Origin of the sequence: Aquincola agrisoli, from assembly GCF_036621135.1 — a bacterium.
Lineage (GTDB): Bacteria > Pseudomonadota > Gammaproteobacteria > Burkholderiales > Burkholderiaceae_C > Aquincola > Aquincola agrisoli.
Map to the genome: position 1 here is coordinate 94,062 of NZ_JAZIBG010000031.1, position 26,961 is coordinate 121,022.

At 69.9% G+C, this 26,961-nt stretch carries 28 protein-coding genes; 12 read left to right on the forward strand and 16 right to left on the reverse strand.

What is annotated here, in order from left to right:
* Positions 1-76: 76 nt before the first annotated feature.
* The 5 genes from pcaF to V4F39_RS16100 form a co-directional block, all read right to left on the reverse strand.
* Positions 77-1,282 (reverse strand): 3-oxoadipyl-CoA thiolase, encoded by a 1,206-nt coding sequence (gene pcaF / locus V4F39_RS16080; protein ID WP_332290699.1) that lies wholly within the window; start codon positions 1,280-1,282, stop codon positions 77-79.
* Between the two features lie 133 nt (positions 1,283-1,415).
* The gene (locus V4F39_RS16085; RefSeq protein ID WP_332290700.1) at positions 1,416-2,060 is read right to left on the reverse strand and encodes a 3-oxoacid CoA-transferase subunit B; all 645 of its coding nucleotides are present in this window, start codon (positions 2,058-2,060) and stop codon (positions 1,416-1,418) included.
* A gap of 23 nt (positions 2,061-2,083) precedes the next feature.
* A complete protein-coding gene (locus V4F39_RS16090; protein WP_332290701.1) occupies positions 2,084-3,073 on the reverse strand; it encodes a Bug family tripartite tricarboxylate transporter substrate binding protein in 990 nt (329 codons plus the stop codon).
* Positions 3,074-3,084: 11 nt separating this feature from the next.
* Positions 3,085-3,786 carry a 3-oxoacid CoA-transferase subunit A gene (locus V4F39_RS16095; protein WP_332290703.1) on the reverse strand — a complete coding sequence of 234 codons (702 nt, stop codon included), beginning with the start codon at positions 3,784-3,786 and terminating at the stop codon, positions 3,085-3,087.
* Between the two features lie 128 nt (positions 3,787-3,914).
* A complete protein-coding gene (locus tag V4F39_RS16100; RefSeq protein ID WP_332290704.1) occupies positions 3,915-5,030 on the reverse strand; it encodes a saccharopine dehydrogenase family protein in 1,116 nt (371 codons plus the stop codon).
* A 116-nt stretch (positions 5,031-5,146) separates the two neighbouring features.
* On the opposite strand from V4F39_RS16100, the gene V4F39_RS16105 reads away from it, so the two are divergent.
* From V4F39_RS16105 to V4F39_RS16135, 7 genes are all read left to right on the forward strand, one after another.
* The gene (locus V4F39_RS16105) at positions 5,147-5,590 is read left to right on the forward strand and encodes an Lrp/AsnC family transcriptional regulator (protein WP_332290705.1); all 444 of its coding nucleotides are present in this window, start codon (positions 5,147-5,149) and stop codon (positions 5,588-5,590) included.
* Positions 5,591-5,666: 76 nt separating this feature from the next.
* A complete protein-coding gene (locus V4F39_RS16110; RefSeq protein WP_332290706.1) occupies positions 5,667-6,983 on the forward strand; it encodes a cyclic di-GMP phosphodiesterase in 1,317 nt (438 codons plus the stop codon).
* Positions 6,980-9,079 (forward strand): putative bifunctional diguanylate cyclase/phosphodiesterase, encoded by a 2,100-nt coding sequence (locus V4F39_RS16115; RefSeq protein ID WP_332290707.1) that lies wholly within the window; start codon positions 6,980-6,982, stop codon positions 9,077-9,079. The genes V4F39_RS16110 and V4F39_RS16115 overlap by 4 nt, the downstream gene beginning before the upstream one ends.
* 106 nt (positions 9,080-9,185) lie before the next feature.
* Positions 9,186-10,442, forward strand: a complete 1,257-nt coding sequence (locus V4F39_RS16120; protein WP_332290708.1) for a class I SAM-dependent methyltransferase — start codon at positions 9,186-9,188, stop codon at positions 10,440-10,442.
* Positions 10,439-10,783, forward strand: a complete 345-nt coding sequence (locus V4F39_RS16125) for a DUF1840 domain-containing protein (protein WP_332290709.1) — start codon at positions 10,439-10,441, stop codon at positions 10,781-10,783. The genes V4F39_RS16120 and V4F39_RS16125 overlap by 4 nt, the downstream gene beginning before the upstream one ends.
* Before the next feature lie 26 nt (positions 10,784-10,809).
* Positions 10,810-11,442 (forward strand): YbhB/YbcL family Raf kinase inhibitor-like protein, encoded by a 633-nt coding sequence (locus V4F39_RS16130; RefSeq protein WP_332290710.1) that lies wholly within the window; start codon positions 10,810-10,812, stop codon positions 11,440-11,442.
* Complete coding sequence (locus tag V4F39_RS16135) at positions 11,439-12,089, forward strand: histidine phosphatase family protein (RefSeq protein ID WP_332290711.1); 651 nt, start codon at positions 11,439-11,441, stop codon at positions 12,087-12,089. Before V4F39_RS16130 ends, V4F39_RS16135 begins: the two co-directional genes overlap by 4 nt.
* Before the next feature lie 11 nt (positions 12,090-12,100).
* Here V4F39_RS16135 and V4F39_RS16140 read toward each other — a convergent pair whose 3' ends face one another.
* From V4F39_RS16140 to ruvB, 7 genes are all read right to left on the reverse strand, one after another.
* Positions 12,101-15,352 carry a pilus assembly protein gene (locus tag V4F39_RS16140; protein WP_332290712.1) on the reverse strand — a complete coding sequence of 1,084 codons (3,252 nt, stop codon included), beginning with the start codon at positions 15,350-15,352 and terminating at the stop codon, positions 12,101-12,103.
* Between the two features lie 46 nt (positions 15,353-15,398).
* Positions 15,399-15,971: a PilX N-terminal domain-containing pilus assembly protein gene (locus tag V4F39_RS16145; RefSeq protein ID WP_332290714.1), complete on the reverse strand. Its 573-nt coding sequence runs from the start codon at positions 15,969-15,971 to the stop codon at positions 15,399-15,401.
* A 2-nt stretch (positions 15,972-15,973) separates the two neighbouring features.
* Positions 15,974-17,053, reverse strand: a complete 1,080-nt coding sequence (locus V4F39_RS16150; RefSeq protein WP_332290716.1) for a PilW family protein — start codon at positions 17,051-17,053, stop codon at positions 15,974-15,976.
* Positions 17,040-17,507, reverse strand: a complete 468-nt coding sequence (locus V4F39_RS16155; protein WP_465251526.1) for a type IV pilus modification PilV family protein — start codon at positions 17,505-17,507, stop codon at positions 17,040-17,042. Before V4F39_RS16155 ends, V4F39_RS16150 begins: the two co-directional genes overlap by 14 nt.
* Positions 17,480-17,977 carry a GspH/FimT family pseudopilin gene (locus V4F39_RS16160; RefSeq protein WP_332290719.1) on the reverse strand — a complete coding sequence of 166 codons (498 nt, stop codon included), beginning with the start codon at positions 17,975-17,977 and terminating at the stop codon, positions 17,480-17,482. Before V4F39_RS16160 ends, V4F39_RS16155 begins: the two co-directional genes overlap by 28 nt.
* On the reverse strand, positions 17,965-18,393 hold the full coding sequence (locus V4F39_RS16165; protein WP_332290720.1) for a type IV pilin protein: 429 nt from the start codon (positions 18,391-18,393) through the stop codon (positions 17,965-17,967). The genes V4F39_RS16160 and V4F39_RS16165 overlap by 13 nt, the downstream gene beginning before the upstream one ends.
* Positions 18,394-18,661: 268 nt before the next feature.
* Positions 18,662-19,750: a Holliday junction branch migration DNA helicase RuvB gene (gene ruvB, locus V4F39_RS16170; protein ID WP_332290722.1), complete on the reverse strand. Its 1,089-nt coding sequence runs from the start codon at positions 19,748-19,750 to the stop codon at positions 18,662-18,664.
* Positions 19,751-19,799: 49 nt separating this feature from the next.
* On the opposite strand from ruvB, the gene V4F39_RS16175 reads away from it, so the two are divergent.
* On the forward strand, positions 19,800-20,168 hold the full coding sequence (locus tag V4F39_RS16175; RefSeq protein WP_332290723.1) for a DUF2946 family protein: 369 nt from the start codon (positions 19,800-19,802) through the stop codon (positions 20,166-20,168).
* A 115-nt stretch (positions 20,169-20,283) separates the two neighbouring features.
* On the forward strand, positions 20,284-20,769 hold the full coding sequence (locus V4F39_RS16180) for a copper chaperone PCu(A)C (protein ID WP_332290724.1): 486 nt from the start codon (positions 20,284-20,286) through the stop codon (positions 20,767-20,769).
* 22 nt (positions 20,770-20,791) lie between these two features.
* On the opposite strand, the gene V4F39_RS16185 is transcribed toward V4F39_RS16180, so the two are convergent.
* On the reverse strand, positions 20,792-21,226 hold the full coding sequence (locus V4F39_RS16185; RefSeq protein ID WP_332290726.1) for a PACE efflux transporter: 435 nt from the start codon (positions 21,224-21,226) through the stop codon (positions 20,792-20,794).
* 93 nt (positions 21,227-21,319) lie between these two features.
* Between V4F39_RS16185 and V4F39_RS16190 the strand changes: the two genes are divergently transcribed.
* Positions 21,320-22,231 (forward strand): LysR family transcriptional regulator, encoded by a 912-nt coding sequence (locus V4F39_RS16190; RefSeq protein ID WP_332290727.1) that lies wholly within the window; start codon positions 21,320-21,322, stop codon positions 22,229-22,231.
* Here V4F39_RS16190 and ruvA read toward each other — a convergent pair.
* Genes ruvA through V4F39_RS16205 form a run of 3 tightly spaced genes read right to left on the reverse strand, consistent with a single transcriptional unit; the run spans position 22,203 to position 25,442 of the window.
* On the reverse strand, positions 22,203-22,772 hold the full coding sequence (gene ruvA / locus V4F39_RS16195) for a Holliday junction branch migration protein RuvA (RefSeq protein ID WP_332290729.1): 570 nt from the start codon (positions 22,770-22,772) through the stop codon (positions 22,203-22,205). The two genes, V4F39_RS16190 and ruvA, sit on opposite strands and share 29 nt — an antisense overlap.
* A 26-nt stretch (positions 22,773-22,798) precedes the next feature.
* A complete protein-coding gene (embR, locus tag V4F39_RS16200; RefSeq protein ID WP_332290731.1) occupies positions 22,799-23,449 on the reverse strand; it encodes a response regulator transcription factor EmbR in 651 nt (216 codons plus the stop codon).
* A gap of 46 nt (positions 23,450-23,495) precedes the next feature.
* Positions 23,496-25,442, reverse strand: coding sequence for a sensor histidine kinase (locus tag V4F39_RS16205; protein WP_332290733.1), 1,947 nt, complete (start codon positions 25,440-25,442; stop codon positions 23,496-23,498).
* Positions 25,443-25,535: 93 nt separating this feature from the next.
* Between V4F39_RS16205 and V4F39_RS16210 the strand changes: the two genes are divergently transcribed.
* Entirely contained in the window at positions 25,536-26,522 is a 987-nt protein-coding gene (locus V4F39_RS16210; RefSeq protein ID WP_332290734.1) for a PhoH family protein, read from the forward strand.
* Positions 26,519-26,956, forward strand: coding sequence for an rRNA maturation RNase YbeY (gene ybeY, locus V4F39_RS16215; RefSeq protein ID WP_332290735.1), 438 nt, complete (start codon positions 26,519-26,521; stop codon positions 26,954-26,956). Before V4F39_RS16210 ends, ybeY begins: the two co-directional genes overlap by 4 nt.
* The last annotated feature ends 5 nt before the right edge of the window (positions 26,957-26,961 follow it).

The following is a 26,961-nucleotide window of genomic DNA, read 5'->3' on the forward strand; positions in this document are numbered from 1 at the left end:
TGTGCGCACAACCTTGGCCGCGTTGGACGAAAAAAACCGGCCGCGCGGGCCGGTCTTCGTCGCAGAGCGCGAAGGATCAGACGCGTTCGAGGATCACAGCGATGCCCTGGCCGACGCCGATGCACATCGTGCACAGCGCGTAGCGGCCGCCGCTCCTGTGCAGCTGGTTCACCGCCGTGGTGGCCAGGCGGGCCCCGCTGGCGCCGAGCGGGTGGCCCAGCGCGATCGCGCCGCCGTTGGGGTTGACGCGGGCGTCGTCGTCCTTCAGGCCCAGGTCGCGCAGCACTGCGAGGCCTTGCGCGGCGAAGGCCTCGTTCAGTTCGATCACGTCGATCTGGTCGAGCGTCAGGCCCGTGAGCTCGAGCACCTTGCGCGTGGCGGGCGCCGGGCCCATGCCCATGATGCGCGGCGGGACGCCTGCTGTCGCCATGCCCACGATGCGCGCACGCGGCGTGAGCCCGTTTTTGGCGGCCGCGGCCTCGCTGGCCAGCAGCAGCGCCACCGCGCCGTCGTTGACGCCCGAGGCATTGCCGGCGGTCACCGTGCCGTCCGGGCGCACGACGCCCCGCAGCTTGGCCAGCGCTTCGAGCGAGGTCTCGCGCGGATGCTCGTCCTTGCCGACGACGACGGCATCGCCCTTCTTCTGCGGGATCGTCACCGGCACGATCTCGGCGTCGAAGAAGCCGCTCTTCTGCGCGGCAACGGCCTTGAGCTGGCTGGCCAGCGCCATGCGGTCCTGCGCCTCCCGCTCGATCTTGTAGTCGGTGGCGACGTTCTCGGCGGTCTCGGGCATCGAGTCGACGCCGTACTGTTCCTTCATCAGCTTGTTGACGAAGCGCCAGCCGATGGTCGTGTCGTAGATGGCGTTGCTGCGCGAGAAGGCGCTCTCCGCCTTGGGCATCACGAAGGGCGCGCGGCTCATGCTTTCCACGCCGCCGGCGATCATCAGGCCCGCCTCCCCCGCCTTGATCGCACGTGCCGCCGAACCGAGCGCGTCCAGGCCGGAGCCGCACAGCCGGTTGATGGTGGCGCCCGGCACGTCGAGGGGCAGCCCTGCCAGCAGGGCGCTCATGCGCGCGACGTTGCGGTTGTCCTCGCCCGCCTGGTTGGCGCAGCCGTAGAGCACGTCGGCCACCTGGGCCCAGTCGACGGCCTTGTTGCGGGCGATCAGCGCGCGCAGCGGCACGGCGCCGAGATCGTCGGCGCGCACGGAAGACAGCGCGCCGCCGTAGCGGCCGAAGGGGGTGCGAACGGCGTCGCAGATGAAGGCTTGGGTGCTCATGGCGTCTCCGGAAAAGGGCAGGATTGGTAGGTCGCTCGCCGGCCGCGGCGACGCCGCGTGCCGATCTGCTAACAATGAACTGTACGGATTGTTCGCCGATTGGCGGCGGGCGAGCCTCGCCGCGGGCCGTTATTCAGCCTGCGCGCAACAGCGGCACGCCGGTGACCTTCTGCAGGTCGTCGAACGACAGGCCGTCGACCGTCTCGACCACCGCGACGCCGTCGGGCGTGATGTCGAGCACCGCAAGGTCGGTGTAGATGCGGCTGACGCATCCGATGCCGGTCAGCGGATAGGTGCACTCCGGAACGATCTTGCTGTCGCCGGCCTTGGTGGTGTGCTCCATCATCACGTAGGTCTTCTTTGCGCCGATGGCCAGATCCATCGCGCCGCCGACGGCCGGGATCGCGTCCTTGGCGCCGGTGTGCCAGTTCGCCAGGTCGCCCCGCGCCGACACCTGGAAGGCACCGAGCACGCAGACGTCGAGGTGGCCGCCGCGCATCATCGCGAAGCTGTCGGCGTGGTGGAAGAAGCAGCCGCCGGGCAGCAGCGTCACCGGCTGTTTGCCGGCGTTGATCAGGTCGTAGTCTTCTTCGCCCGCCGCGGGCGCCGGGCCCATGCCGATCACGCCGTTCTCGCTGTGCAGCACCACCTCCCGCCCTTCGGGCAGGTGGTTGGCCACCGCGGTGGGCAGGCCGATGCCGAGGTTGACGACGGCACCGTCGGGAATGTCTTGCGCCACGCGCCGCGCCATCTGGTCGCGGGTCCATTTGCTGGCCATGGGGTGTCTCCTTGTCGCGTTGATCACTCGGGCTTGATGCCCGCTTTGTTGATGATTTGGCCCCACTTGGCGGATTCGGCCTGCATCAGCGCAGCGAACTCGGCAGCGGTGCCCGGCAGGGGCTCGGCGCCTTCGGCCTTGAAGGCATCGCGCAGCGCCGTCGTCTCGCCGGCCTTGGCGATCGCGGCGCCCAGCGCCCTCAGGACCGGCTCGGGCGTGCCCTTGGGCGCCATCACGCCGTACGCCAGCGAACTCTCATAGCCTTTCAGGCCGCTCTCGGCCACGGTCGGCACGTCGGGCAGCCGCGCGCTGCGCTTGGCGCCGGTGATGCCGATCGCCCGCAGCTTGCCGGCGTCGATGTGCGGCAGTGCCGGCGGGATCACGCTGAACATCAGGTCGACCTGGCCGCCCAGGACGTCGGTCAATGCGGGCGCCGTGCCCTTGTAGGGCACGTGCAGCATCTTCACGCCGGCCACTTCCTCGAGCAGTTCGCCTGCCAGATGGCCGCCGGTGCCGTTGCCGCTGGAGGCGAAGGCGAACTTGCCGGGCTCGGCCTTGGCACGCGCGAGCAGGTCGGCCAGCGACCTGATCGGGCTGGACGCAGGCACCACCAGCACCAGCGGCGCACTGCACAGCGGCGCGACGGGCACGAAGCTGTTGCGGGCGTCGTACGGCAGCTTGGGGTAGAGCGCCGGGTTGATCGCCAGGGTGCCGGTGTGGCCGAGCAGCAGCGTGTAGCCGTCGGCCGGCGACTTGGCCGCCGCATCGGTGCCGACCGTGCCGCCCGCGCCGGGGCGGTTGTCGACGATCACCTGCACGCCCAGCAGCGTGCCCAGCTGCGTCGCCAGTTGCCGGGCGAACACGTCGTTGCCGCCGCCGGGGGCGAACGGCACGATGATCTTCACGGGCTTGGCGGGGAAGTTCTGCGCTCGGGCGGCCAGGGGGCAGGCGAGCATGGCGGCGGCGCCTGCGGCGGCCTGGAGCCAATCGCGTCGGAGGAGGCGTGTGTTCATCGTGCCGTGCCTCAGGCCACTTGCTTGAAGCCGCCGCCGGAGGTGGCCACGCGGTCGACCCTCACCACGCGCTGCACGAAGATCCCGGGGGTGACCACCGCCTCGGGGTCGAGGCTGCCCAGTTCGACGATCTCGTGCACTGTGGCCACCGTCACCTTGGCGGCCATCGCCATCACCGGCCCGAAGTTGCGTGCGGTCATGCGGTAGGTGAGGTTGCCCCAGCGGTCGCCGCGCTCGGCCTTGATCAGGGCGAAGTCGGCGTGGATCGGGGACTCCAGCACGTACATGCGGCCGTTGATCTCACGGGTTTCCTTGCCCTCGGCGAGCTGCGTGCCGTAGCCGGTGGGCGTGAAGAAGCCGCCGATGCCGGCGCCTGCGGCACGGATGCGCTCGGCGAGGTTGCCCTGCGGCACCAGTTCCAGCTCGATCTGCCCCGCACGGTACAAGCCGTCGAAGTGGTGGCTGTCGGCCTGCCGCGGGAACGAGCAGATGATCTTGCGCACCCGCTTGGCGGCCAGCAGCGCCGCCAGGCCGGTATCGCCGTTGCCGGCGTTGTTGTTGACGATGGTCAGGTACCTGGCGCCCTGCGCGATCAACGCATCGACCAGTTCGTTGGGCAGGCCGGCGGTGCCGAAGCCGCCGATCATCACCGTGGCGCCATCGGGTACGTCGGCCAGCGCAGCCTCCACCGAGGGCGAAATCTTGTTGATCACGCGTTGTCTCCTTAGGGCAGAAAAGTTCGATATAAGAACGTGTGTTCTTTTAAAGAACATTTTAGAAGCGGCAAATGCCGCTGCGCAAGAGCGGCATCCCTATCATGAAGCGCCCGGCGGTCGATTCTTCAGGCCGCCCGGGCCAGCGCAGGGGCGGCAGCGGCCGCCGGTTCCGCGTAGACGCCGCCGAAGCGGTTCGCCAGGAAATCCGCCAGCCCGACGTCTTCCTGCCGCACGAAGCCCGCCATGGGCAGCCGGCCCTGCGCCAGCAGGTCGAGCATCGCGCAGATGCTCGAAGCGGTGGTGATCTGGATGGCGCTGCGCTGTTCGCCGCCGAAGGGGGCGCTGTAGATCTTGCGGGCGTAGGTGTCCTGCATCAGCCGGCCGCCGCGCCAGCCCGAGACGGTGACGAAGACGATCACCACATCCTGCAGTGTGGCGGGCAGCGCGTTCTCGAGGATGTCCTTGAGGACTTCGCGCCGGTCCTTCAGGCGCAGGTCGTGCAGCAAGGCCTTCATGATGGCGGCATGGCCCGGGTATCGGATGGTGCGGTAGTTGAGCGTGCGCACCCGGCCCGCCAGCGTCTCGCACAGCGTGCCGAGCCCGCCCGAGGTGTTGAACGCCTCGTAGAGCACGCCGTCGAGCGAAAACTCCTCGCGCTCCTCCAGCGCCGGCACCGTGCAGCGGCGGCCGTCGACGATGGCATCGCACGGCTCGATGTATTCGTTGATGACGCCGTCGGTGCTCCAGGTCAGGTTGTAGTTCAGCGCATTGCTCGGGTAGGCCGGCAGCGCGCCCACGCGCAGGCGCACGCTGTCGAGCCGCTCGAACCGACGCATCAGTTCGGCGGCGGCGATCGAGACGAACCCCGGCGCCAGCCCGCATTGGGGAATGAACGCGCGCGCGGCGCCTTCGGCAAGTTCGCGGATCCGGCGCGTGCTCGCCACGTCTTCGGTGAGATCGAGGTAGTGCACGCCCGCATCGCGGGCGGCCTCCGCGATCCGGACGGTCAGCTGCCAGGGCGCCGCGCTCAGCACGGCGAAACGCCCTTGCAGCGCGGATCGCAGCGCGGCACCGTCCGTCGCATCAAGCGTCAGCGTCCGGACTTCGGCGTCGCGGGGCAGCGCGGCCAGCGCCGGCGGCGCGCGGTCGGCGATCGTGACCCGGTAGTCGCCGCTGCGGGCAAGGAGGTCCACGATGGTCTGGCCGATCTTGCCGGCGCCGATCACAAGCACGTCCTTCATCGTCGTCTCCCGAGCGGTCGATGGATCGATGGTCCGCCAGGGCGTTGCCAAATGCAGCCCCCGATATGACGATATGCCAGCACGTCGGCGGCAAATCGCCAGCCATGGAGGACGATATGACAAGACCCGACCCACTCGACGACATTGACGGCGCGCTGCTGTCGCTGTTGCGCGAGAACGCCCGGCTGCCGGCCGCCGACCTGGCCCGGCGCCTGGGCGTCGCCCGCACCACCGTCCAGAGCCGCCTGCAGCGGATGGAGCGGCGGGGCGTGATCGCCGGCTACACCGTCGTGGTGTCGGATGAGGCCGAGTCCGCGCTGGTGCGGGCGCATGTGATGGTGATCGCGGCGCCGAAGCAGGGCGCTGCGATCACGGCGGCGCTGCGGCGCATCCCCGAGGTGCGCACGCTGCTGTCGGTGAGCGGCCCGTACGACCTGATCGCGATCGTCGCGGCGTCGTCCATCGGGGAACTGGACGCCCTGATCGACCGCATTGGCGCCCTGGACGGCGTGGAGCGCACGACGTCGGCGATCGTGCTTTCGACACGCATCCAGCGATGACCCGCAGACCTTTCCCGATCAAGTCGTCACGGGGGCGGCCGAAAAAGACCTTCAATCAGGTCAAGTGTGTCGTCCCATGTCCGCAGCCACCATCGACGTCAGTGAACTGCGCATTGGCATGTTCGTGCACCTGGACCTGGGCTGGATGTCGCACCCGTTCCCGCTCAGCAGCTTCCGGATCAGCGACACCGAGCAGATCTCGACCATCCGGCAGCTGGGCCTGTCGCGTGTGCGCTGGAGCCCCGAGCGCAGCGACATCGCCGGCGACGCTGCCGTGCCCGCCGAACGGCCGCCGGATCCCGCGGTTCCGGCGCCCGATGCAACGGCCGCCGACACCCCTGAGCTGGCCCAGCGGCGCCTGCGCCGCGCCGCGCTGGCGAGGCAGCGCGAAGCGATGCAACTGTGCGAGCGCCAGTACGCCGAGGCCGGCAAGGCCTGGCGCCAGGCCACCGCCATGGTGCAGACCGATCCGCAGGGCGCCCGCGAGCGCAGCGAGGCGTTCGCCCAGGCGCTGGTCGACAAGATGCTGGGCAACCGCGAGCTGTGCATCCGCCTGTTGACCGAGAGCGCCGGGGACCGCGCCACTGCGCATTCGCTGAATGTCAGCGTGATCGCGCTGCTGATGGGCAAGCTCTTCGGCCTGTCGGAGGTCGACATGCGCGACCTGGGGCTCGGTTCGCTGCTGCACGACATCGGCAAGGTGGAACTGCCGTCACGCGTGCGCTACGCGGAGGAGCACTTCACGATGGCCGAGACGCAGCTCTACCGCGAGCACGTCTCGCACGGCGTCACGCTCGGCCGCAAGATGGGCTTGTCAGCCGGCGCGCTGCTGGTCATCGCCCAGCACCACGAGCAGGCGGACGGCTCGGGCTTCCCGCAGCGGCTGAACGTCGACCGCATGACCACGGCGGCGCGCATCGTCTCGCTGGTCAACCGCTACGACAACCTGTGCAATCCCGTGTCGCCTGCCAAGGCGCTGACGCCGCACGAGGCGCTCTCACTGATGTTCGCCCAGGGCAAGCACAAGTTCGACGTCACGATGCTCAATGCGTTCATCCGCATGATGGGCATCTATCCCCCGGGCTCGATCGTGCAGCTCACCGACGAGCGGTACGCGATCGTCGTCTCCGTCAACTCCTCGCGGCCGCTGAAGCCGCGTGTGCTCGTCCACGACGAGGCGGTGCCGCGCGACGAGGCGATGCAGGTCAACCTGGAGGCCGAGCCGGCGCTGGGCATCCGGCGCAGCCTGAAGGCAAGCCAGCTGCCGCCGGCCGCACTCGACTACCTGTCGCCGCGCCAGCGCATCACCTACTACTTCGAGCCCGTGCCGCCCTCCGAGCAGGAGTTTCCAGAGCCTGCGGATGGGGCGATCGACGAGGGGCGGACCGAGTGAACCTGCGGGCCCTCGTCGGGCATCGCGAGAGCGCCGCGCCGGCCGTCGCGGGCGAGTGCCGGGCGCTGGTCGAAGGGCTGTGGGAGCCCACCTGGCTGGTCGATGGGCGTTCGCTGCGTGTGCTGGCGGTCAACGATGCCGCGTTGGCGCTGCTCGGGCGGCACCGCGACGAAGTGCTGGAGCAACCGGCCGAGGCCGTGCTCGACACGCCCGAAGACATGGCCTTCTGGGCCGTCGCGCAGCAGCCGGGCGCCGATACCGCGCTGCTGTCCCGCACGCTGGTGCCGCGGCCCGGCGGCGGCACCCTGCATCTGGAACGCCGCATCCACCGGCTGCAGGGCCCCGGCGCGCCGGACGCCTACCTCGTGTCGCTGCGCGACCTGACCCCCGAGCGGCAGGCACTGGAGGAGCGCGACACGCTGATCGCTGAACTGCGCGCCACGCTGGAGTCCACCGCGGATGGCCTGCTCGTCACCGACCTGCAGGGCCGGATCCGCGCCTTCAATCGGCGCTTCGCGCAGATGTGGCAGCTGCCGGAAGCACTCGCTACCGGCGACGACGAGGCGATCTACGCCTGGATGCTCGACGCGGCCGCCGAGCCGGAGGCCTACCTGCGCCAGCTCGAGGCCGTCGAGCGCGGCGTGCTGGTCCCGGCCACCGACCGCTTCAAGCTGCGCAGCGGCCGGGTCGTCGAGCGCGTGGTGCTCACGCAATGGAGCCGGGGCCGCCCACTCGGCAGGGTCTGGTCGTTCCGCGACCTCAGCGAGCGGCTGGCGGCCGACCAGCGCATCGAGACGCTGGCGACGACCGACCCGCTGACCGGCGTGCCGAACCGGCGCCAGCTCACCGAGCGTGTGGCCACGGCGCTGATCGAAGTGCAGCGGCAGCGCGGCCGCATTGCCTTGCTGCTGCTCGACGTCGACCGGTTCAAGCAGATCAACGACAGCCTCGGCCAGGGCATGGGCGACCGCGTGCTGGCCGAGGTATGCAGCCGCATCCGCACCTGCCTGCGCGACGGCGACGTCGTCGGGCGCGTGGGCGGCGACCAGTTCGCGATGCTGATCCACCATGCCGGTGCCGAGGCCGCCGAGCATGCGGCGCGCCGCATCCTGCGGGCCACCGAGGCGCCGTACGAGATCGAAGGTGCGCAGTTCACGCTGACCTGCAGCATCGGCGTGGCGCTTTTCCCCGAGGCGGCCGACACGGCGCACGACCTGCTGCGCCGCGCGGAGACTGCGATGCAGGCGGCGAAGGCGGACGGCCGGGCGGGCTTCCGCTTCCACCGCACCGGCTCCCAGGACGACGAGGTGCGCAAGCGCGTGCGGCTGGACCACGCGATGCGGCAGGTGCTGGCACGCGACGGCTTCCGGCTGCACTACCAGCCCCAGGTGGACCTGTCGACAGGCCGGGTCGTGGGCACCGAGGCGCTCATCCGCTGGCGCGACCCGACCCATGGCGACATCTCGCCGGCCGACTTCATCCCCGTCGCCGAGGCGAGCGGTTTCATCGTGCAGATCGGGGACTGGGTGTTGTCGCAGGCGGTGCGGCAGGCCGCGAGCTGGTACGCCGCGGGGCGGGCGATGCCGGTGTCGGTCAACGTCTCGGCGCTGCAGTTCCAGCAGGCCGACTTCGCCACGCGGGTCTCGCGCCTGCTGGCCGAGCACCGCCTGCCACCGGCGCTGCTGGAGCTGGAGCTGACGGAGTCGATCCTGGTGCGCGATGCCGCCGAGGCGCTGGAGCGGCTCGAGGCCCTGGCAGCGCTCGGCGTGCAACTGGCGATCGACGACTTCGGCACCGGTTATTCCAGCCTCGCCTACCTCAAGCGGTTCCCGCTCGACGCCCTGAAGATCGACCGCCGCTTCGTGCGCGGACTGCCGGGCGACGAAAGCGACGCCGCCATCGTGCGCGCCATCGTGCAGATGGCGCATGCGCTGGGCTTGCGGGTGGTGGCCGAGGGCGTCGAACTGGAGGCGCAGCGCGGCTTCCTGGCCGGCCTCGGCTGCCATACCTACCAGGGCTTCCTGTTCGCACCGGCGCTCGACGCCCAGGCGCTGTGGGAGGTCATCGAGCCCGAGAAGGCGCTGCCCGCCGCCTGACGCTCGGCTGCGGGGGGCTCGCCATGCGGGTTTCCACCTCTGCTGGCTGCGCCAGGGGCGGATTTTTCTTAGAGTCGGGTGACGTGCAGCCATTACCCGCACTCCGATGAACCCGCTTGAGAATGTTGTTGAAGCCAAGCTGGCCCGTCTGCCCGTGCCTCTGGCCGTCCACCTGCCCGGCGGCCGCCGCCTCGGCCCCGACGAGGCCTCGCTCACGCTGCGCCTCAACGAGCTGGGTCCGCTGCGCCATCTGGCCACCGGGCAGATCGGCCTGGTCGCCGAGGACCACGTGAACGGACGCATCGAGATCGAGGGCCGGCCGCGCGATGTGATGGCCGCCGCGGCCGAGCTGCTCAGCGCGGATCCCACGCACAGCGCGTCGTCGGTGCCGGCGCCGCTGGCGTGGTGGCGCGGCGTGGTACGACGCGGCAAGTCACTCGCACGCCATAGCCTGCAGGCCGACGAGCGCCAGATCCAGTTCCACTACGACGTCTCCGACGAGTTCTACGGCCTGTGGCTCGATCCGCGCCGCGTCTACTCCTGCGCCTACTACCGGACGCCCGACCTGACGCTGGCGCAGGCGCAGGAAGCCAAGCTGGACCACATCTGCCGCAAGCTCATGCTGCAACCCGGCGAGCGCTTCCTGGACATCGGCGCGGGTTGGGGCGGCTTGCTGCTCTGGGCCGCCGAGCACTACGGCGTGAGGGCCACCGGCATCACGCTGTCGCGCCACCAGCACGCGCACGTCAACCGGCTGATCGAAGAACGGGGGCTCGGCAGCCGGGTGGAGATGCAGCTGCTGGACTACCGGCTGCTCCCCGAGGACCAGCCGTTCGACAAGATTTCGTCGGTCGGCATGTTCGAGCACGTGGGGCATGCGCAGCTGCCCGGCTATTTCAGCAAGCTCTGGCGGCTGCTGCGGCCGGGCGGCCTGCTGATGAACCATGGCATCACCGCGGGCGGCACGCGCAACCACCAGCTCGGTGCGGGCATCGGCGATTTTGTCGAGCGCTACATCTTCCCCGGCGGCGAGCTGCGGCACGTGTCGCATGTGCTGCGGGCGCTGGCGGACAGCGGCCTGGAGATGGTCGACGTAGAGAACCTGCGCCCTCACTACGCCCGCACGCTGTGGGCTTGGTCCGACGGGCTGGAGGAGCACCTGGCCCAGGCGCGCCGGCTCACCGAGGAACGCATCGTCAGGGCGTACCGCCTCTACCTGGCCGGCAGCGCGATGAGCTTCGAGCGCGGCTGGCTGTCGCTGCACCAGATGCTCGCGGTGCGCCCCGACGGGCACATGGAGACCGGTGTGATGCGCGGGGCACAATCGGCATTTCCGTTCAACCGCGAGTACATCTACCTATGATCTACAAGTTCAAGTCGAAGGCGGCGAGCGACGTGATCATGATGGGCCCCAACGGCGACCAGGTGCTGCGCCTGCTCGGCCGGGAGCCGGCTGCCAAGGGCATCATCGAGGTGGCTGCGATGCAGCCTGCCATTGCGGCCTTGCGCGCGGCGGTCGAGCAGGAAGAGGCGCAGCGGCGCGACGCCGCTGCCGCTGCCGAGGGCGAGGAGGCGGACGGTGCCGACGAACCGGCCGCCGGGCGGCGCGAAGGCGCCGTGTCCCTGCGCCAGCGCGTGTGGCCGCTCATCGACATGCTGGAGCGCAGCGAGCGCGCTGGCGCCGACGTGGTCTGGGGTGTCTAAAAAGCAACGAAGGGAGCGAGCGCGACATGAAACTGTGGAGTAACAGCTGGGCCAATGGCGACCGGATCCCCGCGCGGTACGCGGCCGGACGCCTGGACGCGGCCGGCGGCGTGGGCTTTTCCGACAACGTGAACCCGCACCTCGCCTGGAGCGACCTGCCGACCGGCACCCGCTCGCTGGTGCTGATCTGCCATGACTTCGACGTGCCCAGCCGGGGCGATGACGTCAACCAGGCCGACCGCGAGGTGCCCGCCGACCTGCCGCGTGTCGATTTCTTCCATTGGCTGCTGGTGGACCTTCCGCCTTCGCTCACCCAGATCGCCGAAGGGGAGTTCAGCAATGGCTTCACCCCGCGCGGCAAGCCCGGGCCCGCTACGCTGCACGGGGCCCGCCACGGCCTGAACGACTACACCGGCTGGTTCGCCGCCAATCCCGACATGGCCGGACAGTACTTCGGCTACGACGGCCCGTTCCCGCCGTTCAACGATTCGCTCGTGCACCACTACGTGTTCACGCTGTATGCGCTTTCCGTCGAGCGGCTCGGCGTCGAGGGCGCGTTCACCGGCGCGCAGGTCAGGCAGGCCCTGACGCCGCACGTGCTGGGCGAAGTGATGCACTCGGGGACCTACACCCTCAACCGTCGGCTGGTCGGCGCGTGAGCGAGCAAGCCACCCGGCTGATCGCCATTCGCCACGGCGAGACCGACTGGAACGTCGGCTCGCGCATCCAGGGCCACACCGACATCGCCCTCAACGCCAACGGCCGCTGGCAGGCCGAGCGCCTCGCCGTGGCCCTGGCCGAAGAGCCGCTCGATGCGGTCTACGCCAGCGACCTCGGCCGCGCCTACGACACCGCCCTGGCGTTCGCACGGCCCAGGGGGATCCCGGTGCTGCGCGATGCCGCCCTGCGTGAGCGCCAGTTCGGCTGTTTCGAGGGCCTCAGCTTCGACGAGATCGAGCAGCGCTGGCCCGACCAGGCGCTGCGTTGGCGCCGGCGCGACGCCGACTTCGGCCCCGAGGGCGGCGAGACGCTTTCAGCCTTCTACCAGCGCATCGTCGAGGCGGTGCGGCGCATCGCGCTGCGCCACGCCGGCCAGAGCATCGCCATCGTGTCGCATGGCGGCGCGCTGGATTGCCTGTACCGGGCAGCGACGCGGATCGCGCTGGACGCGCCCCGCACCTGGCAGGTCGGCAACGCCAGCGTGAACCGGCTGCTGCATAGCGAAGGCGGGCTCACGCTGATTGGCTGGAGCGATACCGGCCACCTGGAGCTGGCGGGCCGCGACGCGGGCGCGGCCGCGCCGTAACGCGGCGACGGCTACCGATCGCCCTGGCGCACCTGGCGCCAGGCGTTCCTGCGGCTGGCGATGCCGCTGTCGGGCTCGAACTCCTGGCAGTTCGTCGCGTTGTTGCCCAGGTGCGTGTTGATGCAGTCCTTGTCCTTCTTGGGCTCGCCGTCGTCCCCGTCGTCGCTCTCGCTGCCCTTGTCAGTGTTGAAGATCAGCGCCTGCGACGAGATGTCGCGCTCGCTCAGCGTCACCATCGCCCATTCAGACTTGCCGACGTTCTTGCCGGTCGAGAAGTCGAAGGCAAAGAGCGACGAGGCGGCCCAGCAGTCGGCCGTGTTGGTCTTGTTACCGGTGAAGGCCACTGCACCGTAGGCGACGGTCGGGTCCGCCGTCACCTGCAGGGCATTGGGCAGGTCGAAATACCAGCCCTTGTGCTTCGCCCAGTCGAGGTCGGCGCCGGTGAGCGTCTGCTTGCTGCCTTCGGTCGTGATGGTGCGCACCAGCAGCGTCGAACGTGTCTTGTCGGACGCGATCTCGACGCCGTCGTCCTTCACGGCGTAGAAACTCTGCGTCGACGTCGCGTTGAAATCGCTGGCACCGAGCAGCTTGCCGGTGCCTACGAGCACCACGCGCTGCTTCTTGATCATCACGATCTCGGGTGCCGTCGTGATGGGCTGCGCCTGGCCGCCGAGCGTGAACTTGGCCATCCGGACGGCGGTTCCCTTGTCGAGGTCGAAGTGCCACAGGTTGCCCAGCAGGTCGCCGCCGTACACGTGAGCGACCGTGCCGTCCGCCTCGCTGGCCGCGCTGATCTGGGCCAGGCCGAGATCGCCCGAGGAGCCGTCGGCCACGGTCAGCGTCGTGCGCAGCGCGCCCGTCAGGGCATCCACCACATAGAGCCGGCCCCTGGCATCGTTGCTGCCGTTGTAGCCCTGCGTCAGCAGGACGACCCAGCCATAGGTCTTGGTCTTGACGACGAGCGGACGGCCGACCGACTGGCCCAGCGTGAAGCTGCCGCCGTGGCCGATCTCCCACAGCGCCTTCTTGCCCCGGCTGTCCTCGTTCAGCGCCTCGCGGGGGTTGCTGACATCGAGTGCGTAGTAGCCGGCGCCTGCGGCACCCCGTCCCGCCACCAGGATGCGCTGGGACGACGACAACGAGGCCAGGCTCGGCGTGCCGTCGAGCAGCGTCTCGAAGTAGTAGTTGCGCGCCGCCGTCTGCGCCATGCCGCCAAGCACCAGGCCGGGCACGTAGGCCCAGAGCTCCTTGCCGGTTTCGGTGTCGAACGCATGCAGCATGCCTTCGCCGGTGGCGGCGTAGACGACCTTGTCGGAGGCCGAGACCAAGGGCTTGGCGCCCGTCACCGCGCCGATGACGCTGGTGCGCGCGCGGTACGTGCTGCCTTCGCCGGTGCGGCCGCCGCGCAGGTAGTTGAACAGCGCCGCACGGCCCGTCGACGTGGCGCTGACCTGGGCCCCGACGGCGGCTTCGGTGAAGGCTGCCTTGTAGCTGCTGATCACCCGTGCCTCGGTGCGGGCCGCCAACTGGGCCGATGCCGACCAGATCACGTCGGTCACGGCACCCGTCGAGGTGTTGAGCATGTTGGCCGTGATGTCGCCGCCCCAGCTGCCGGTGGTGTACGAGCCCAGGTAGGCCCGCTGGTCGCCGCGCGCCAGGTTGAGCGTGCTCACCGCGATCGCCGACTGCGCGCCGGTCTGGTTGATCATGTCCGTCAGCCCGTTGCGGATGTTGATCGCCGCCTGCTGCGGGTTGTCGGCCACGTACATCTGGCCGCGCCCGTTGATCGTCGCGTGCCAGATGTCGTCGATCGACGTGGCCGTTTCGGCCACCGGGGCCGGCCAGCTGAAGGTGTTCGCGAAGGGGTCGGTGATGCCCGGCCAGATCGTCCCGCGCGCACCCAGCGTGATCGCGTAGGTGTTCATGTGCAGGTTGGTGTTGGTGTCCGGGTTCTTGACGTTCTGGTTGGTCAGCGGCACGCGTCCGTCGGACAGCGGCTTGCCCGCGCCCGAGGTGGTGCGGCCGTTGCGCAGGTTGAGCGTGAAGTAGGCGAGCGCGCCGTCGGCGATCGAGCTGGCCGTCGTCGTCTGGTACGGGAAGCCGCTGCCGAACTTGGCCGCGTCATAGGCCGGCGGCGTGTAGGTGTCGTTGGCGAAACCGTCCGTGACCAGGAAGACGTTGTTGCGCTGGCATGAGTACTGGATGACGTTGTTGTTCGTCATGTACTGCTTGCCGATGTGGTTGAGCGTCGCGGAGGTCGGCGTGCCGCCGTCCGCGGCGTTCGTGTAGAACGCGCCCGCCACGCGCCGCCGGTTGCTGGCGCTGTCGGCGGCATCGGCGTCGTACATCGTCACGTCGTTCAGGCGGTTGAAGCCGACGACGCCCAGCCGCATGCCCGTCAGGTCGTCGAGCACCGTGCCCATGGCGCCGGCCAGCATCAGCTTGCGCTTGCGGTAGTAGCTCCACCAGTTGGCGAAGTTCTGCAGTTCATTGGCATAGCTGCGGCCCGACGGAAAGGTGTTGCCCGACTTGATCTCGATCTTGCGCAGCTTGGTGCCGTCGGGCGCCTTGATGCAACTGCTCGACCAGCTGTCCACCGCCGTGCAGCCGGCATCGACCACCCAGTAGGTCGCCGGGTAGTAGGTCGTGGAGATCCACGAGGAGCTGGTGGCGAGCTTGTCGTCCGGCTTGCGCATGCCGGGCCGGTAGTAGAAGTCGGCGGTCTGGTTCGCCGTCAGGTTCATCGTCAGCGAGCCGCTCAGCGCCGGGTGCGACTTGGCGGCCGTCGGCGTGGCGTCGCCATAGGTCTGCGTGGCGCCGTCATGGTAGGCGGCGGCCCAGGGGGCGTAGGTGACGCTGGGGTTGTAGTAAAGCGGGTTGTAGCTGCTCGAGCGCAGCGCCGCGAACTGCGGCGACGGCGGCACCGCCTTGCCGAGCGAATTGCTGTCGGCGTACTGCGCGCCCCCGGTGCCGGTGCCCACGGGGAACAGGTAGCTCATGTAGTACGAGCCCTTCGTCAGGAACTTGCCGCCGCTCCAGTACGTGTAGTTCGTGGTGTCCCAGTTCAGGATGCCGTTGTAGGCCGTCAGCAGGATCTCCCAGTCCATCGAGCCCGAGTCGTCCATCCCGAAGATGACGTTCGGCTTCACGTTGATGTCGACCTTCAGCGGGCGTTTGGACACGTCGGTCGCATACGCCGCGGCCCCGAAGAGCAGGCCTGCCGAGGCCAGGCAGGAGAGGGCAAAGCGGACGATGTGTTTCATGGGAAATGCACTCCACAAGGAGCAAGCCAGGCGGTGCGTCGGCCGGTCAGCCCTTGGTCACCAGCGATTGCACGAAGGTCCGGAAGTCCTTCGGTCCGGTGACACGCACCGTGATGCGGAACTGCCGGCCGGCGGGTGGGTCCAGATCACACGCGCCGTCGCCGTCCTGGCAGACCTTCGCGCTGCCGTTGGGAGGCGCTTCGCGCAGCAGGCACTCCCGCTTGCTGTTAATCACGTTCTCGATGTCGCATTGGCGGTCGACGAAGTAGCGGACTTCGAATTCGTTGTGGCTGCCCACCGTGACGCGCGGCATGCTGTCCCAGTCCACGGCCGGCAGGCCGTCCTCGTCGGCGTCCTGGCGGCGCGCCGCGTACCAGGAGCCCTGGTTGCCGTTGTCGTTCGGCAGGGCGACGATCGCTGCGAAGGCCGTGTTGATGCCGACCTCCGAGGCCTGCACCGCCCGCTCCTTGAACGTGACGTTGCCGGCGACCAAGGTGCTCACCTCGCTCATGCGGGCCATCGACAGCCCGCCCAGCAGCATGACCAGGAGCAGCACGAGCACGACGATCAGCGTGACGCCGGCCTGCGGTGCGCGGCGGCGGTGAAGGGTGTGCCTCATCGTCACAGCCCCATGATCCAGTTGCGCAGCGGCACCACCACCTCGCTGGTGCGGTAGCGGTAGCACTGCCACGGCGTGCTGCCCACGTTGGATGGGGTGATCTCCTCGCCCCAGATGCGGGGCGCGGTCGGCGTGGCGGTGCAGCCGCGCGGCTCGGGTTTCTCTGGCTGCGGGCTGCGCGTCAGCAGCGTGATGCGAATCGCACGCGCCTGGCCGATGTCCGCGGCGGCGAGGTTGCCCCAGTCCGCGCCGCTGGGCGCCTTGGTGGTCGGGGGCACCCAGGCATCGACCGTCGTGGGTCCGTTGGCGGTCGCCATCACGCCCAGCTGCGCGCGCAGCGCCACGACATTGCGCACCAGCACCGCGTTGGCGTTGGCGCCGGTTTCCATCGGCCGCTGCAACTGCAGGTTGCCGTCGACGACCGCATACCGGTGCCATTCGATGCTGCCAAGCAGCGACACGCGCGAGCCGATGGGCAACAGCGCCGGCGACGCGAAGGCGGCGCCCTGGTTGTGCGCGCCGGCCGCATCGAACGTCAGCCGCTGCGGCGTGGTCTCGGTCGAGCTGGCTTGCGCCGTCACGGTGCGGACCGTGCAGGGCACCCCCGGCGCCTCTGGCGCCAGCAGCACGGCCTGGCCGGCGTCGACGGGCAGGTAGCTGCGCAGCTCCGCCCAGTTCAAGGCCGAGGGGGTCTGCAGCGCCACGTTGGCGCCGCCGGCGACGTTGGTGGCGTAGAAGATGTCGATCTGGTCCTGGCCGTTGTTGCGCGTCACGCGCAGCGGCGAAAACTGCGCCTGGCTGTGGTCGGTGGTGCCGACCCGCAGGTTCAGCGCGTTGCAGAGGTACTGGCCGTTGCCAAAGAACCCCAGCCCGGCCTGCGCGGCGTCTTCCTTGAGCGCGGACAGCGTCGTGGTGGCGCTGACGACGGCGCTGCCGGCGCTCAGCCCCTGGCGTTGCATCGCCGAGAAGACCAGCGCGCTGTTGCTGGCGGCGAGCCCCACGAGCAGCGAGATGACGATCCCGATCATCAGCTCGACGATCGAGAGCCCCCGTTGCCGGCGCCGTGGATCAGAAGCGCACATCGGTCACCACCTCCACGCGCCGCTGGCGTGCTTCCTTGTCGTCCGCGGCGTCCACGCCCTTGCCGGTCCAGCCGATCGTCACGGTCAGCCGGCCGTTCAGGATGGCGGACGTGGCCGTCACCGTGCCAGGCAGCGCCGCGGCGACTTCGGCGGCCCAGTCGGAGGCCACCTTCTTCGCTGCCGCGTTGGCGCAGGTTCCGGCGGCCGGTACGGTGTAGCAGGCGGCGTTGGCCACGCCGCCGGCGAGCGCATAGTTGGCCAGCCGGTCGGCGAACTGGATGGCCGCCATGCGCAGTTGCGCGTCGGTGCCCTGCTGCACGATCTTGGCCTGGAAGCGCGACATGCCCAACAGGCCGAACACGAGCACGACCATCGCGACCAGCGCTTCCAGCATCGTCACGCCGCGCGCGTGACGCCGCGTCCGGGTCAGCTGCAGTGGGTCTTGTCGACGCATAGCCGTACCGCGCCGCCGGCCTCGATGACGAGGGCGGGGCAGCGGATCTCCGTGGAGCAGGTGATGCCGCTCTTGGCGAAGCCGAAGGTGAGCGTGGTGCCGAGCGGCCAGGTGCGGCCTTCGCTGCCGAAATCGACCGAGGCGTTCGACGTGGTCTTCACCCCGTCGGGCAGCGTCAGCGTGCGCAGCGCCGTGCCGGCCGCATCGGACGCCAACCCCACCCGGTCGGTGATCTCCACCTTGCTGCCTTCGATCGACATGCGCACGCGGCCGTTGCGCTTGATCGCTTCGCTCTGCGCGAACAGCGCCGCCGACAGGGCGCTGTTGCCGGCCTCACGCAGGCGCGAGTTCTGGATGTAGTCGCCCAGGTACGGCGCGCCCGCCATCATCAGGATGCCACCGATGGTGATCGTCACCATCAGCTCGATCAGCGTCAGGCCGCGCTGCGGGGCCGCGCTCAGCTGTCGCATGTCGAGCCCTTGGTGGTCCAGCAGCTGCTGTTGCTGCCCTTCGGATGTGACTTGGTGGCCCGGTCGCCGTTCTGGTTGATCGTGTAGGCGTAATCCTTCATCACCCCGCTGCCAGTGGCCGTGGCGACGAAGCCCGCGGGATCGGTGGTGAGGGCGCAGCTGACGGTGAAGTTGTTGCCCGACAAATCGGGGTTGGCGACGGCGCAGGCATTGCCGTTGGCGTAGCTGCCGGTGTCCTGGAACCGCTGCTCCATGCGCACGCGGAAGGCCGAGAGCGCATCGAGCGCCGGCGGCACACGCGAGCGCATCACGTAGGCGTTGTATGCCGGCAGCGCCACGGCCGACAGGATGGCCACGATCGCGACGGCGACCATGAGTTCGATGAGGGTGAAGCCACGCTGGCGGGAGGACGGCATGCTCGGAGTTCCTGGATGAGGGCGGCCCAAGAAGGGCTTTCGCCGGGCTCGATCCTAGGTTTCGGAGGCCTCCTGCAGAACTTGAGAAAGCGTGCGAAAACAGGCCTAGCAGATCGAATGGGGCTTTTTGCCGATCGATCGACGCCCAGGCGTGAAGGCGTTCACGCCTGGAGGCGTGGCGTGCGGGCGTCGGTGCGCAAGGCGGTGGCGATCAGCGGTTTGCGCGCGCCGATGAGCGGCAAGCGGCGCGACGGAGGCCGGGCGGCGTTCAGCGCGCCGGCAAGGTCCCGCCGCCGAAGAGGTCGTCCCCGCCGGCACCGGCGGGCGGCGCCAGGCCGAGGTGCCGGTAGGCTGCCAGCGTGGCTATGCGCCCGCGCGGCGTGCGCTGCAGGTAGCCCTGCTGGATAAGGTAGGGCTCGATCACGTCCTCGATCGTGCCGCTTTCCTCGCCGATGGCCGCGGCCACGTTGTCGAGGCCGACGGGGCCGCCGTCGAAGCGGTGCACCACGGCCTCGAGCAGCTTGCGGTCCATCACGTCGAGCCCGTGCGGGTCGACGTCGAGCATTGCCAGTGCGAGATCGGCGATCGGCTTGTCGATGCGGCCATTGCCCTTCACGTCGGCGTAGTCGCGCACGCGGCGCAGCAGCCGGTTGGCGATGCGCGGCGTGCCGCGCGAGCGGCGGGCGATCTCGGCGGCGCCGGCCGCGTCGATCGGCGCGTTCAGCAGGCCGGCCGAGCGGTGGACGATGCGCGCCAGTTCCTCGGGCGTGTAGAACTCCAGCCGCGCGACGATGCCGAAGCGGTCGCGCAGCGGGTTGGTGAGCATGCCGGCGCGGGTGGTGGCGCCCACGAGCGTGAAGGGCTGAAGGTCGAGCTTGATCGAGCGCGCGGCCGGGCCTTCGCCGATCATGATGTCGATCTGGTAGTCCTCCAGCGCCGGGTAGAGGATCTCCTCGACCACGGGCGACAGCCGGTGGATCTCGTCGATGAAGAGCACGTCGTTCTTCTCGAGGTTGGTGAGGATGGCGGCCAGGTCCTTGGGCTTCTCGAGCACGGGGCCGGAGGTCTGGCGCAGGTTCACGCCCAGTTCAGTGGCGATGATGTGGCTGAGCGTCGTCTTGCCCAGGCCCGGCGGGCCGAACAGCAGCACGTGGTCGAGCGCCTCGGCGCGCTTCCTGGCGGCGCCGATGAAGATCTCCAGCTGCTCGCGCGCCTTGGCTTGGCCTACGTACTCGGCCAGGCCCTTGGGCCGCAGCGCGCGTTCGATCGCTTCCTCGTTGGGCGAGGCCGGCGAGGCGCTGACCATGCGGCGCGGGGCCGCGGCGGAGGCGCCGAAATCGTCGGTCTGGATGCTCATGGCCCATTATCGCCAGCGGCCTGCGGGGCGCCGGTAAGATCCTCGCCTTGTGAACGCCGCCGTCCGCTCCACACTGCTGCGCCGCTCGGCCTGGGCCGCGCTGCTCGCGATGTTGTGGCTGGCGTTCGCGCCGATGGTGTCGCATGCGCTGGCCGCCGGCGCAGCGCCCTGGTCCGAGGTCTGCTCGGCCGATGGCGCCCGGCGTGCGCCGGCGGCGCCGCGCGACGCCTCGCAGCACCTGCTCGAACACTGTCCCTTCTGTGCAGGGCAGCCGCTCGCCTCGGCCTTGCCTTCGGTGCAGGCGGCCTTCATGCCCGAGGGGCGCGCCCACACGAAGCCGTCGCTGCGCCCGCAGGCGCCGCGCAGGCTGCCGGTGTGGCGCCATGCGTCGTCGCGCGGCCCGCCCTCCTTCGCCTGAACCTGCACCGACCGTGCTGCCCGCCGCGATGGCGCGCCGCGGCCCTTGCGCGGCGGCGTTGTGTGCCCGACGCGCAGCCCCTGGGCCGATCTTCCTGCTTTCCCGGAGAGTCCCGATGAACGTCTCATTCACTACCTTGCGCGGCCGCCGCGTCCTGCTCACTCTGCTGGTCTGCGCCGCTTCGGGTGCCTGGATGCCGCCTGCCCAGGCCCAGCCCTCGCCTGCGGTGAAGGTGGAAGCGCCCTGGGCACGGCCCACCGTGCAGGGCCAGCAGGCCGGCGGCGGCTTCCTGCGCATCGAGAGCAAGGCGGCCGACCGCCTCGTCGGCGGCAGCACGCCGGTGGCCGGCCGGGTCGAACTGCACACGATGGCGATGGAGGGCGACGTGATGCGCATGCGCCAGCTCGACGCGATCGACGTGCCTGCCAACAAGCCGGTGGAGCTGAAGCCCGGCAGCCTGCACCTGATGCTGATGGAGCTGCGGGCGCCGCTGAAGGCCGGCGATCGCTTTCCGCTGACGCTGCGGTTCGAGAAGGCCGGCGAGGTGACGGTGGAGGTGGCCGTTCAGAACGGGCCGGCGGCGGCAGCGCACAAGCACTGACCGCCGCGTGCGCCGGCGCGCCTCAGCCGCAGGGCTGCGGTGCCGCCGAGGCCGGCAGCCCGAACACCTTGTCGAACCCCCAGTTGAAGACGAAGGTGTAGATGAGGAAGAACAGCACGAAGCCGATGTCGGTGACCAGGGCTTCCCACAGGCTGATGTCGAGCCACCAGGCGAAGGTGGGCACCAGCAGCGCCACCAGCCCGCCCTCGAAGCCGACGGCGTGCGCGATGCGCCGTGCGAAGCTGCGGCCCTTCACGGCCTGCTTCGCCTCCCAGCGCTCGAAGAAGTGGTTGAACACCAGGTTCCAGGCCACTGCGATCATCGAGCTCATGACCGCCAGCGCGCCGGAGTGGCCGAGGCCCTGGTCGAACACGAAGGCGAGCGCCCCGGCGACGATGGCGATGGCGATGGCCTCGTACAAGGTGATGAAGACAACGCGGCGCAGCGGGCCTTGCATGGCGGTCGATCCTGGAAGTGCTGACGAGGCGGGCACTCTAGTTCTGCTGAGTTGATATAAAAAGTCAGCTTCTTTCAGTCCAGCTGAAACATCATGGCCTTCGACGCCGACACGGCACCGGTTTTCCTCGCGGTCATCGACCACGGCTCGTTCTCGGCCGCCGCCCGGGCGCTCGGGCGCGTGCCATCGGCTGTCAGCATGGCGATCGCCAACCTGGAGGCGGAGCTCGGGCTGGTGCTGTTCGACCGCGTCGGCCGCGAGCCCCGCCCGACGGCCGCCGCGCTGTCGCTCGCACCGCAGGCCAGGGCGCTGGTCGCCCAGACGCGGCAGCTGCAGGCGCACGCGCTGTCGCTTTCACAAGGGCTGGAGACCAAGCTGACGCTTGCCATCGCGCCCGAACTGCTGACCGCGCCCTGGAACCACGTGCTGCAGGCGCTGGCGACGGAATTCCCCGGCCTGGAAGTGGAGGTGCTCGCCGCGCCCCAGGCGGATGCGCTGGCGATGCTGCACAGCGGCCGCGCGCAGCTCGCGCTGGTGTTCGAGCGCCCGAGCCTCGATGGCCGCGAGGGCTTCGAGGAGATCGATGCCGAGACGCTCGTGCTCGTGGTGGCGCCCGGCCACCCGGTGCTGCAAGGGCTGCCGGCCGGCGGCGGCCTCTGCGAGCATCACCTGACGGAGACGCGCCAGATCGTCGTTTCCAGCCGCGATCCGGGGCGTGCGGACACCCGCTTCGAGTTCGCGAGGCAGCGCTGGCGCACCGACAACGCGCTGGCGGCGCTGAACCTGGTGATCGCCGGCGTCGGCTGGGGCTGGCTGCCGCGCAGCCTCGTGCAGCCGCACGTCGCCGCCGGGCGGCTGGTGGAAATGCCCTTCGAGAACCTGTCGAACGGCATCACGCTGTGGGTGGACGTGGTCTGGTCGAAGGAGCGGCCGCTGGGCCCGGCCGCGCGCAGCTTCGTCGCGCGGATGCGTGCGCTCAGGAAAGCGCCTTCAGCGCCAGCTTGATGCCCTCGCTGACGCCGACGCCAGCGGGCAGCTTCTTCAGCGAGGCCGCGGCCTCGCGCTCGTTGTAGCCGAGGGCGACCAGCGCCTGGGCGATGTCGGCCTGGGTGTCGTCGACCGGGGCGGACGGGATCGAAAGATCCGGCCCCAGCTTGCCCTTGAGTTCGAGCAGCAGCCGCTCGGCCGTCTTCTTGCCGATGCCCGGCACCTTGACCAGCCGGCCGGCCTGCTGCTGGCTCACTGCCTGCGCCAGATCGCCGACCGACAGGCCCGACAGGATCGACAGCGCGGTGCGCGGGCCGACCCCGCTGATCTTCACGAGCTGGCGGAAGGTGGCGCGCTCTTCCGAGGTGAGGAAGCCGAACAGCACCTGCGCGTCCTCGCGCACCACGAAGTGCGTGAGCAGCGAGACCTTTTCGCCCAGGCCGGGCAGGTTGAAGAACGTGCTCATCGGCACATCGACTTCGTAGCCGACGCCGTGCACGTCGATCAGGATCTGCGGCGGGGTCTTTTCGGCGATGACGCCAGTGAGTCGTCCGATCATGGGCCGGGATTATCCCGGCCTCATGGTCACTGGCGGCGGAACAGGCCCAGGCGCTGCGCTTCGAGCGCCGCCTCGGCACGCGAACTCACGTTGAGCTTGCGGTAGATCTGCTTGACGTAGTCGGCGATGGTGTGGCGCGAGAGATTCAGCTGCACGCCGATCTCCGGCAGCGTGAAGCCCTTGGCCACGCGCAGCAGCACTTCGCTTTCGCGCTCGGTCAGCGACACGTGCGGCATCAGGTCGGCCTGCGGCTTGGCCTGCTGCGCGAAGTGCGAGATCACGCGGCGCGCGATCGACGGCGACAGCGGCGGCTCGCCCTGGCTGATGCGCTGCAGCTGCTCGGTGATCAGCTCGCGCGGCTGCTCCTTCAGGATGTAGCCGTAGGCGCCGGCCTGCAGTGCCGGGAAGAGGTGCTCGTCGTCGTCGTGGATCGTCACCACCACCGACTGCGCGTCGGGCTGCAGCTCGCGCAGCTTCTCGACGACGTCGCGGCCGGAACCGTCGGGCAGGCCCAGGTCGATCAGCGCGAGATCGAACTGCACCGCCTGGACGAGCGAGATCGCGTCGTGCACGCGCGCGCTTTCGGAGATCTGGGCGTTGGGGAACACCTGCATGACCAGGGCTTTGAGCCAGGCGCGGATCTCGGGCAGATCTTCGAGCAGCAGGATGGTTTTCATGGCATGGCCTTGCGGGCGGGGGAGAACTGCTTATCGTGGCGAACGCTCACGAACTTGAGGCATGGGGCTCGAGCGGGAGTGTGAGTCGTATCACGGTTCCGTAGCCGGGTCCAGATTCGACGAGGCATTGCCCCTGTAACTGTTTGGCGCGGTGTTTCATGCTCGACATGCCGTGGCCGCGGTCGAGCCGGCCGTCCAGCTCGAGCGGAATGCCCTTGCCGTTGTCCTGGATGACGAACTGGAAGTCGCCCTCCGCGATCGTGCAGCGCACCTTGCACTGCGACGCCCCGCTGTGCTTGATGATGTTGCTCACCGCCTCGCGCAGGATGCGCGTGGTCTGCACGTAGGCGCGGGCGGACAGCACTTGCGGCACGTCGTCGGTCGGTGAACTCCATTCCCCCTCCATGCCGGCCTGGCCGAGGCGGGAGACGACCTCGGCGCGCCAGTCGCCCAGCGCGTCGATCAGCCGCACCGCGCGCCCCGTGAGGCCGCGCACCGATAGCCGCATCTCTTCCAGCGCCTCGCGGGCGAGGGTCGAGATGCGCTCGTTGTCGCTGGTGTGCACGATGGTCAGCAGCTTGGCACCGAGGTCGTCGTGGAGGTCGGCCGCGATGCGCTTGCGCTCGCGCTCCGTCACCTGCTCGACACGCAACTCCGCCATTTCGGCGAAGGTGCGCTCGATCTCGGCGGTGGCCTCCTTGACACGCTGCTCGAGCGTCTCGCGGCCCGCTTCGGCCGCCTGCAGCGCCCGGCCGTGCTGCGACGTGAGGCGCAACCCGGTGAACACGAAGAGCACCGGGATGGCCATGTGCGACAGCAGCTGCCAGCCGGTGGCCAGCGGGCCGCGCTGCTGCGCGATCTCGAGGGCCGCCATCACCGCGGCCGCCCCCAGCGTGACCGCGGCGGCGAGCATGCGCTGGCGGCGGGTCTGCCAGGTGGACCACAGCAGCCAGCCGACCGCGGCCGCCACCTCGACCAGCAGCACCGCATACCAGGAGGTGGCCAGCATGTGCAGCCGGTTGGCCCCGCCCAGCAGCAGCGTGGCCGGCACGACGACGCACTGCGCGTAGAGCGCCGCCGTGACCGGCCGCGAGTGCACCCCGCCGTAGCGCAGCACGAACTGGACCGCCGCCAGCGTCACCACCGGCATGCAGGCGACGACCAGCAGCTCGGCGTCGTAGCTCGGCAGCGGCACGTCGCGCCACCAGAGCCGGGCCGTCACCGCCGCCCAGCCGAGCGACAGCGCCCCGAAGTACGCCAGGTGCCGCTCCCGCACGTTGACCAGGCCGAGCACCAGCAGCATGCCGCCCAGCAGCGCCAGCGTCGCGCTGGCGGCCTGCGGCAGGGAGACGTCGATCGCATGCTCGGTGGCATGCAGGCGGGCCATCTCCTCGTAGGGGCCCACCTGCAGCGCGGACAGGCCCCCTGCGCGCTGCCACGACGCGACACGTTCCAGCGGATGGCCGGCCACCTTGATGTCCAGCAGGTTGCCCTGCGCGCGCAGCAGCACGGCCGGCAGCGCGACGAGCTGGGGGTGCTGGCAGTTGTGCGTCAGCGGCTCCGTCATCCGGCCGCCCACGTGCAGCAGCTGTCCGTTCAGATAGACCTCGGCGTTGGAGCACACGCGCTCGATGAACAGGCCCAGCAGCGCGCCGCTCTCCCGCACGCCGGGCGCGTTGAACGCCGCGCGGTACCACACGGGCCCGACGTGCCGCGGCCGTGTTTCGGACCAGTCATCCGGCAGCTTCACCGGCCAGGTCGGGGTGGCCACGGGGAACAGCAGCGAGTCGGATTCGGCGCTGAGCGCCTCGGTGAGCGTGAGCGACTGCGCCGCGGCCGCCGGCAGGGCCAAGGCCAGGCCCAGGAGGCAGGCCAGCCACAGCGCGATCCATGGCCTGGCCAGGTGCGGCAGGCCGGCGGCGATGCGCCGGGCGGCGCCGGGCCGGGCCCCCTCCTTGCGGACATACGACGGGCGAAGGCGGACTGCAGGCATGGATGGACGATTGTGCAGGACGGTCGTGGTCCAGGGAGGATCGGCCGTCGGCGCGACAATGTGAACAGATTCTCGAAAGCCGAGCCCGACGCCTTGATCCTCCGACACGCCTTCATCCCGCCCGACAACCAACGCCTGGCCAACCTGTGCGGCACGCTCGACGAACACCTGCGGGCGATCGAGGCCGCCTTCGGCGTGCGTGTCGCCCGCCGCAACGAGTCGTTCCGTGTCGAGGGGCCCAAGCAGCCTGCCGAGCGGGCGGTGATGCTGCTGCAGTCGCTGTACGACCGCGCGCGCCGGCCCATCCCGCCGGAGAGCTTCCAGCTCGCCCTCGCGCAAGCCTCGCAGGGCGCCGCAGGCCGGCGGCGGGAGGCCGCCGATGGCGACGCGCAGGGCGGCCCCGACGACGGCGAGGTGGTGCTGCAGACCCGCCGCGCCGACCTGCAGGGCCGCACGCCGAACCAGCAGCTCTACCTGCGCAACATCCTCGACCACGACATCACCTTCGGCATCGGCCCGGCGGGCACCGGCAAGACCTTTCTCGCGGTGGCCTGCGCGGTCGATGCGCTGGAGCGCAACCAGGTGCAGCGCATCGTGCTGACGCGCCCGGCGGTCGAGGCCGGCGAGCGCCTGGGCTTCCTGCCGGGCGACCTGACCCAGAAGGTCGACCCCTACCTGCGCCCGCTGTACGACGCGCTGTACGACCTGATGGGCTTCGACCGCGTCACCAAGGCGTTCGAGAAGGGCACGATCGAGATCGCGCCGCTGGCCTTCATGCGCGGCCGCACCCTGAACCACGCCTTCGTGATCCTCGACGAGGCGCAGAACACCACCGGCGAGCAGATGAAGATGTTCCTCACCCGCATCGGCTTCGGTGCCAAGGCCGTGGTGACGGGCGACGTCAGCCAGATCGACCTGCCCAAGGGCACCCTCAGCGGCCTCATCGAGGCCGAGCGCGTGCTGCGCCGGGTGCGCGGCATCGCGATGACACGCTTCACCGCGGCCGACGTGGTGCGGCATCCGCTGGTCGCCCGCATCGTCGAGGCCTACGAGGCGGCGGACGGCGGGGACGGCCCGTGATCACGCTGTCGCTGCAGCAACCCGACGGGCGCCACCGGCCGCTGCTGCCGCGGCACCGGGTGATGCGCTGGCTGCGCGCCGCGCTCGGAGGGCCAGCGGAAATCACCGTGCGCATCGTCGATGCCGAGGAAGGCCAGGCGCTCAACCGCGAATTCCGCAGCCGCGACTACGCCACCAACGTGCTGACCTTTGACTACCAGCACGCGCCGGTGGTGGTCGCGGACCTGGTGCTGTGCGCGCCGGTCGTCGAGCGCGAGGCGCGGGAGATGGGCCTGCCGGTCGCCGACCACTATGCGCACCTCCTGGTGCACGGCGCGCTGCATGCGCAGGGGCACGACCACGAGGACGATGCCGAGGCCGAGGCGATGGAGGCCCGGGAGCGCGAGATACTGCGCGGGCTGGGGCTGCACGACCCCTACCCTATCGTCGACTGACCGGC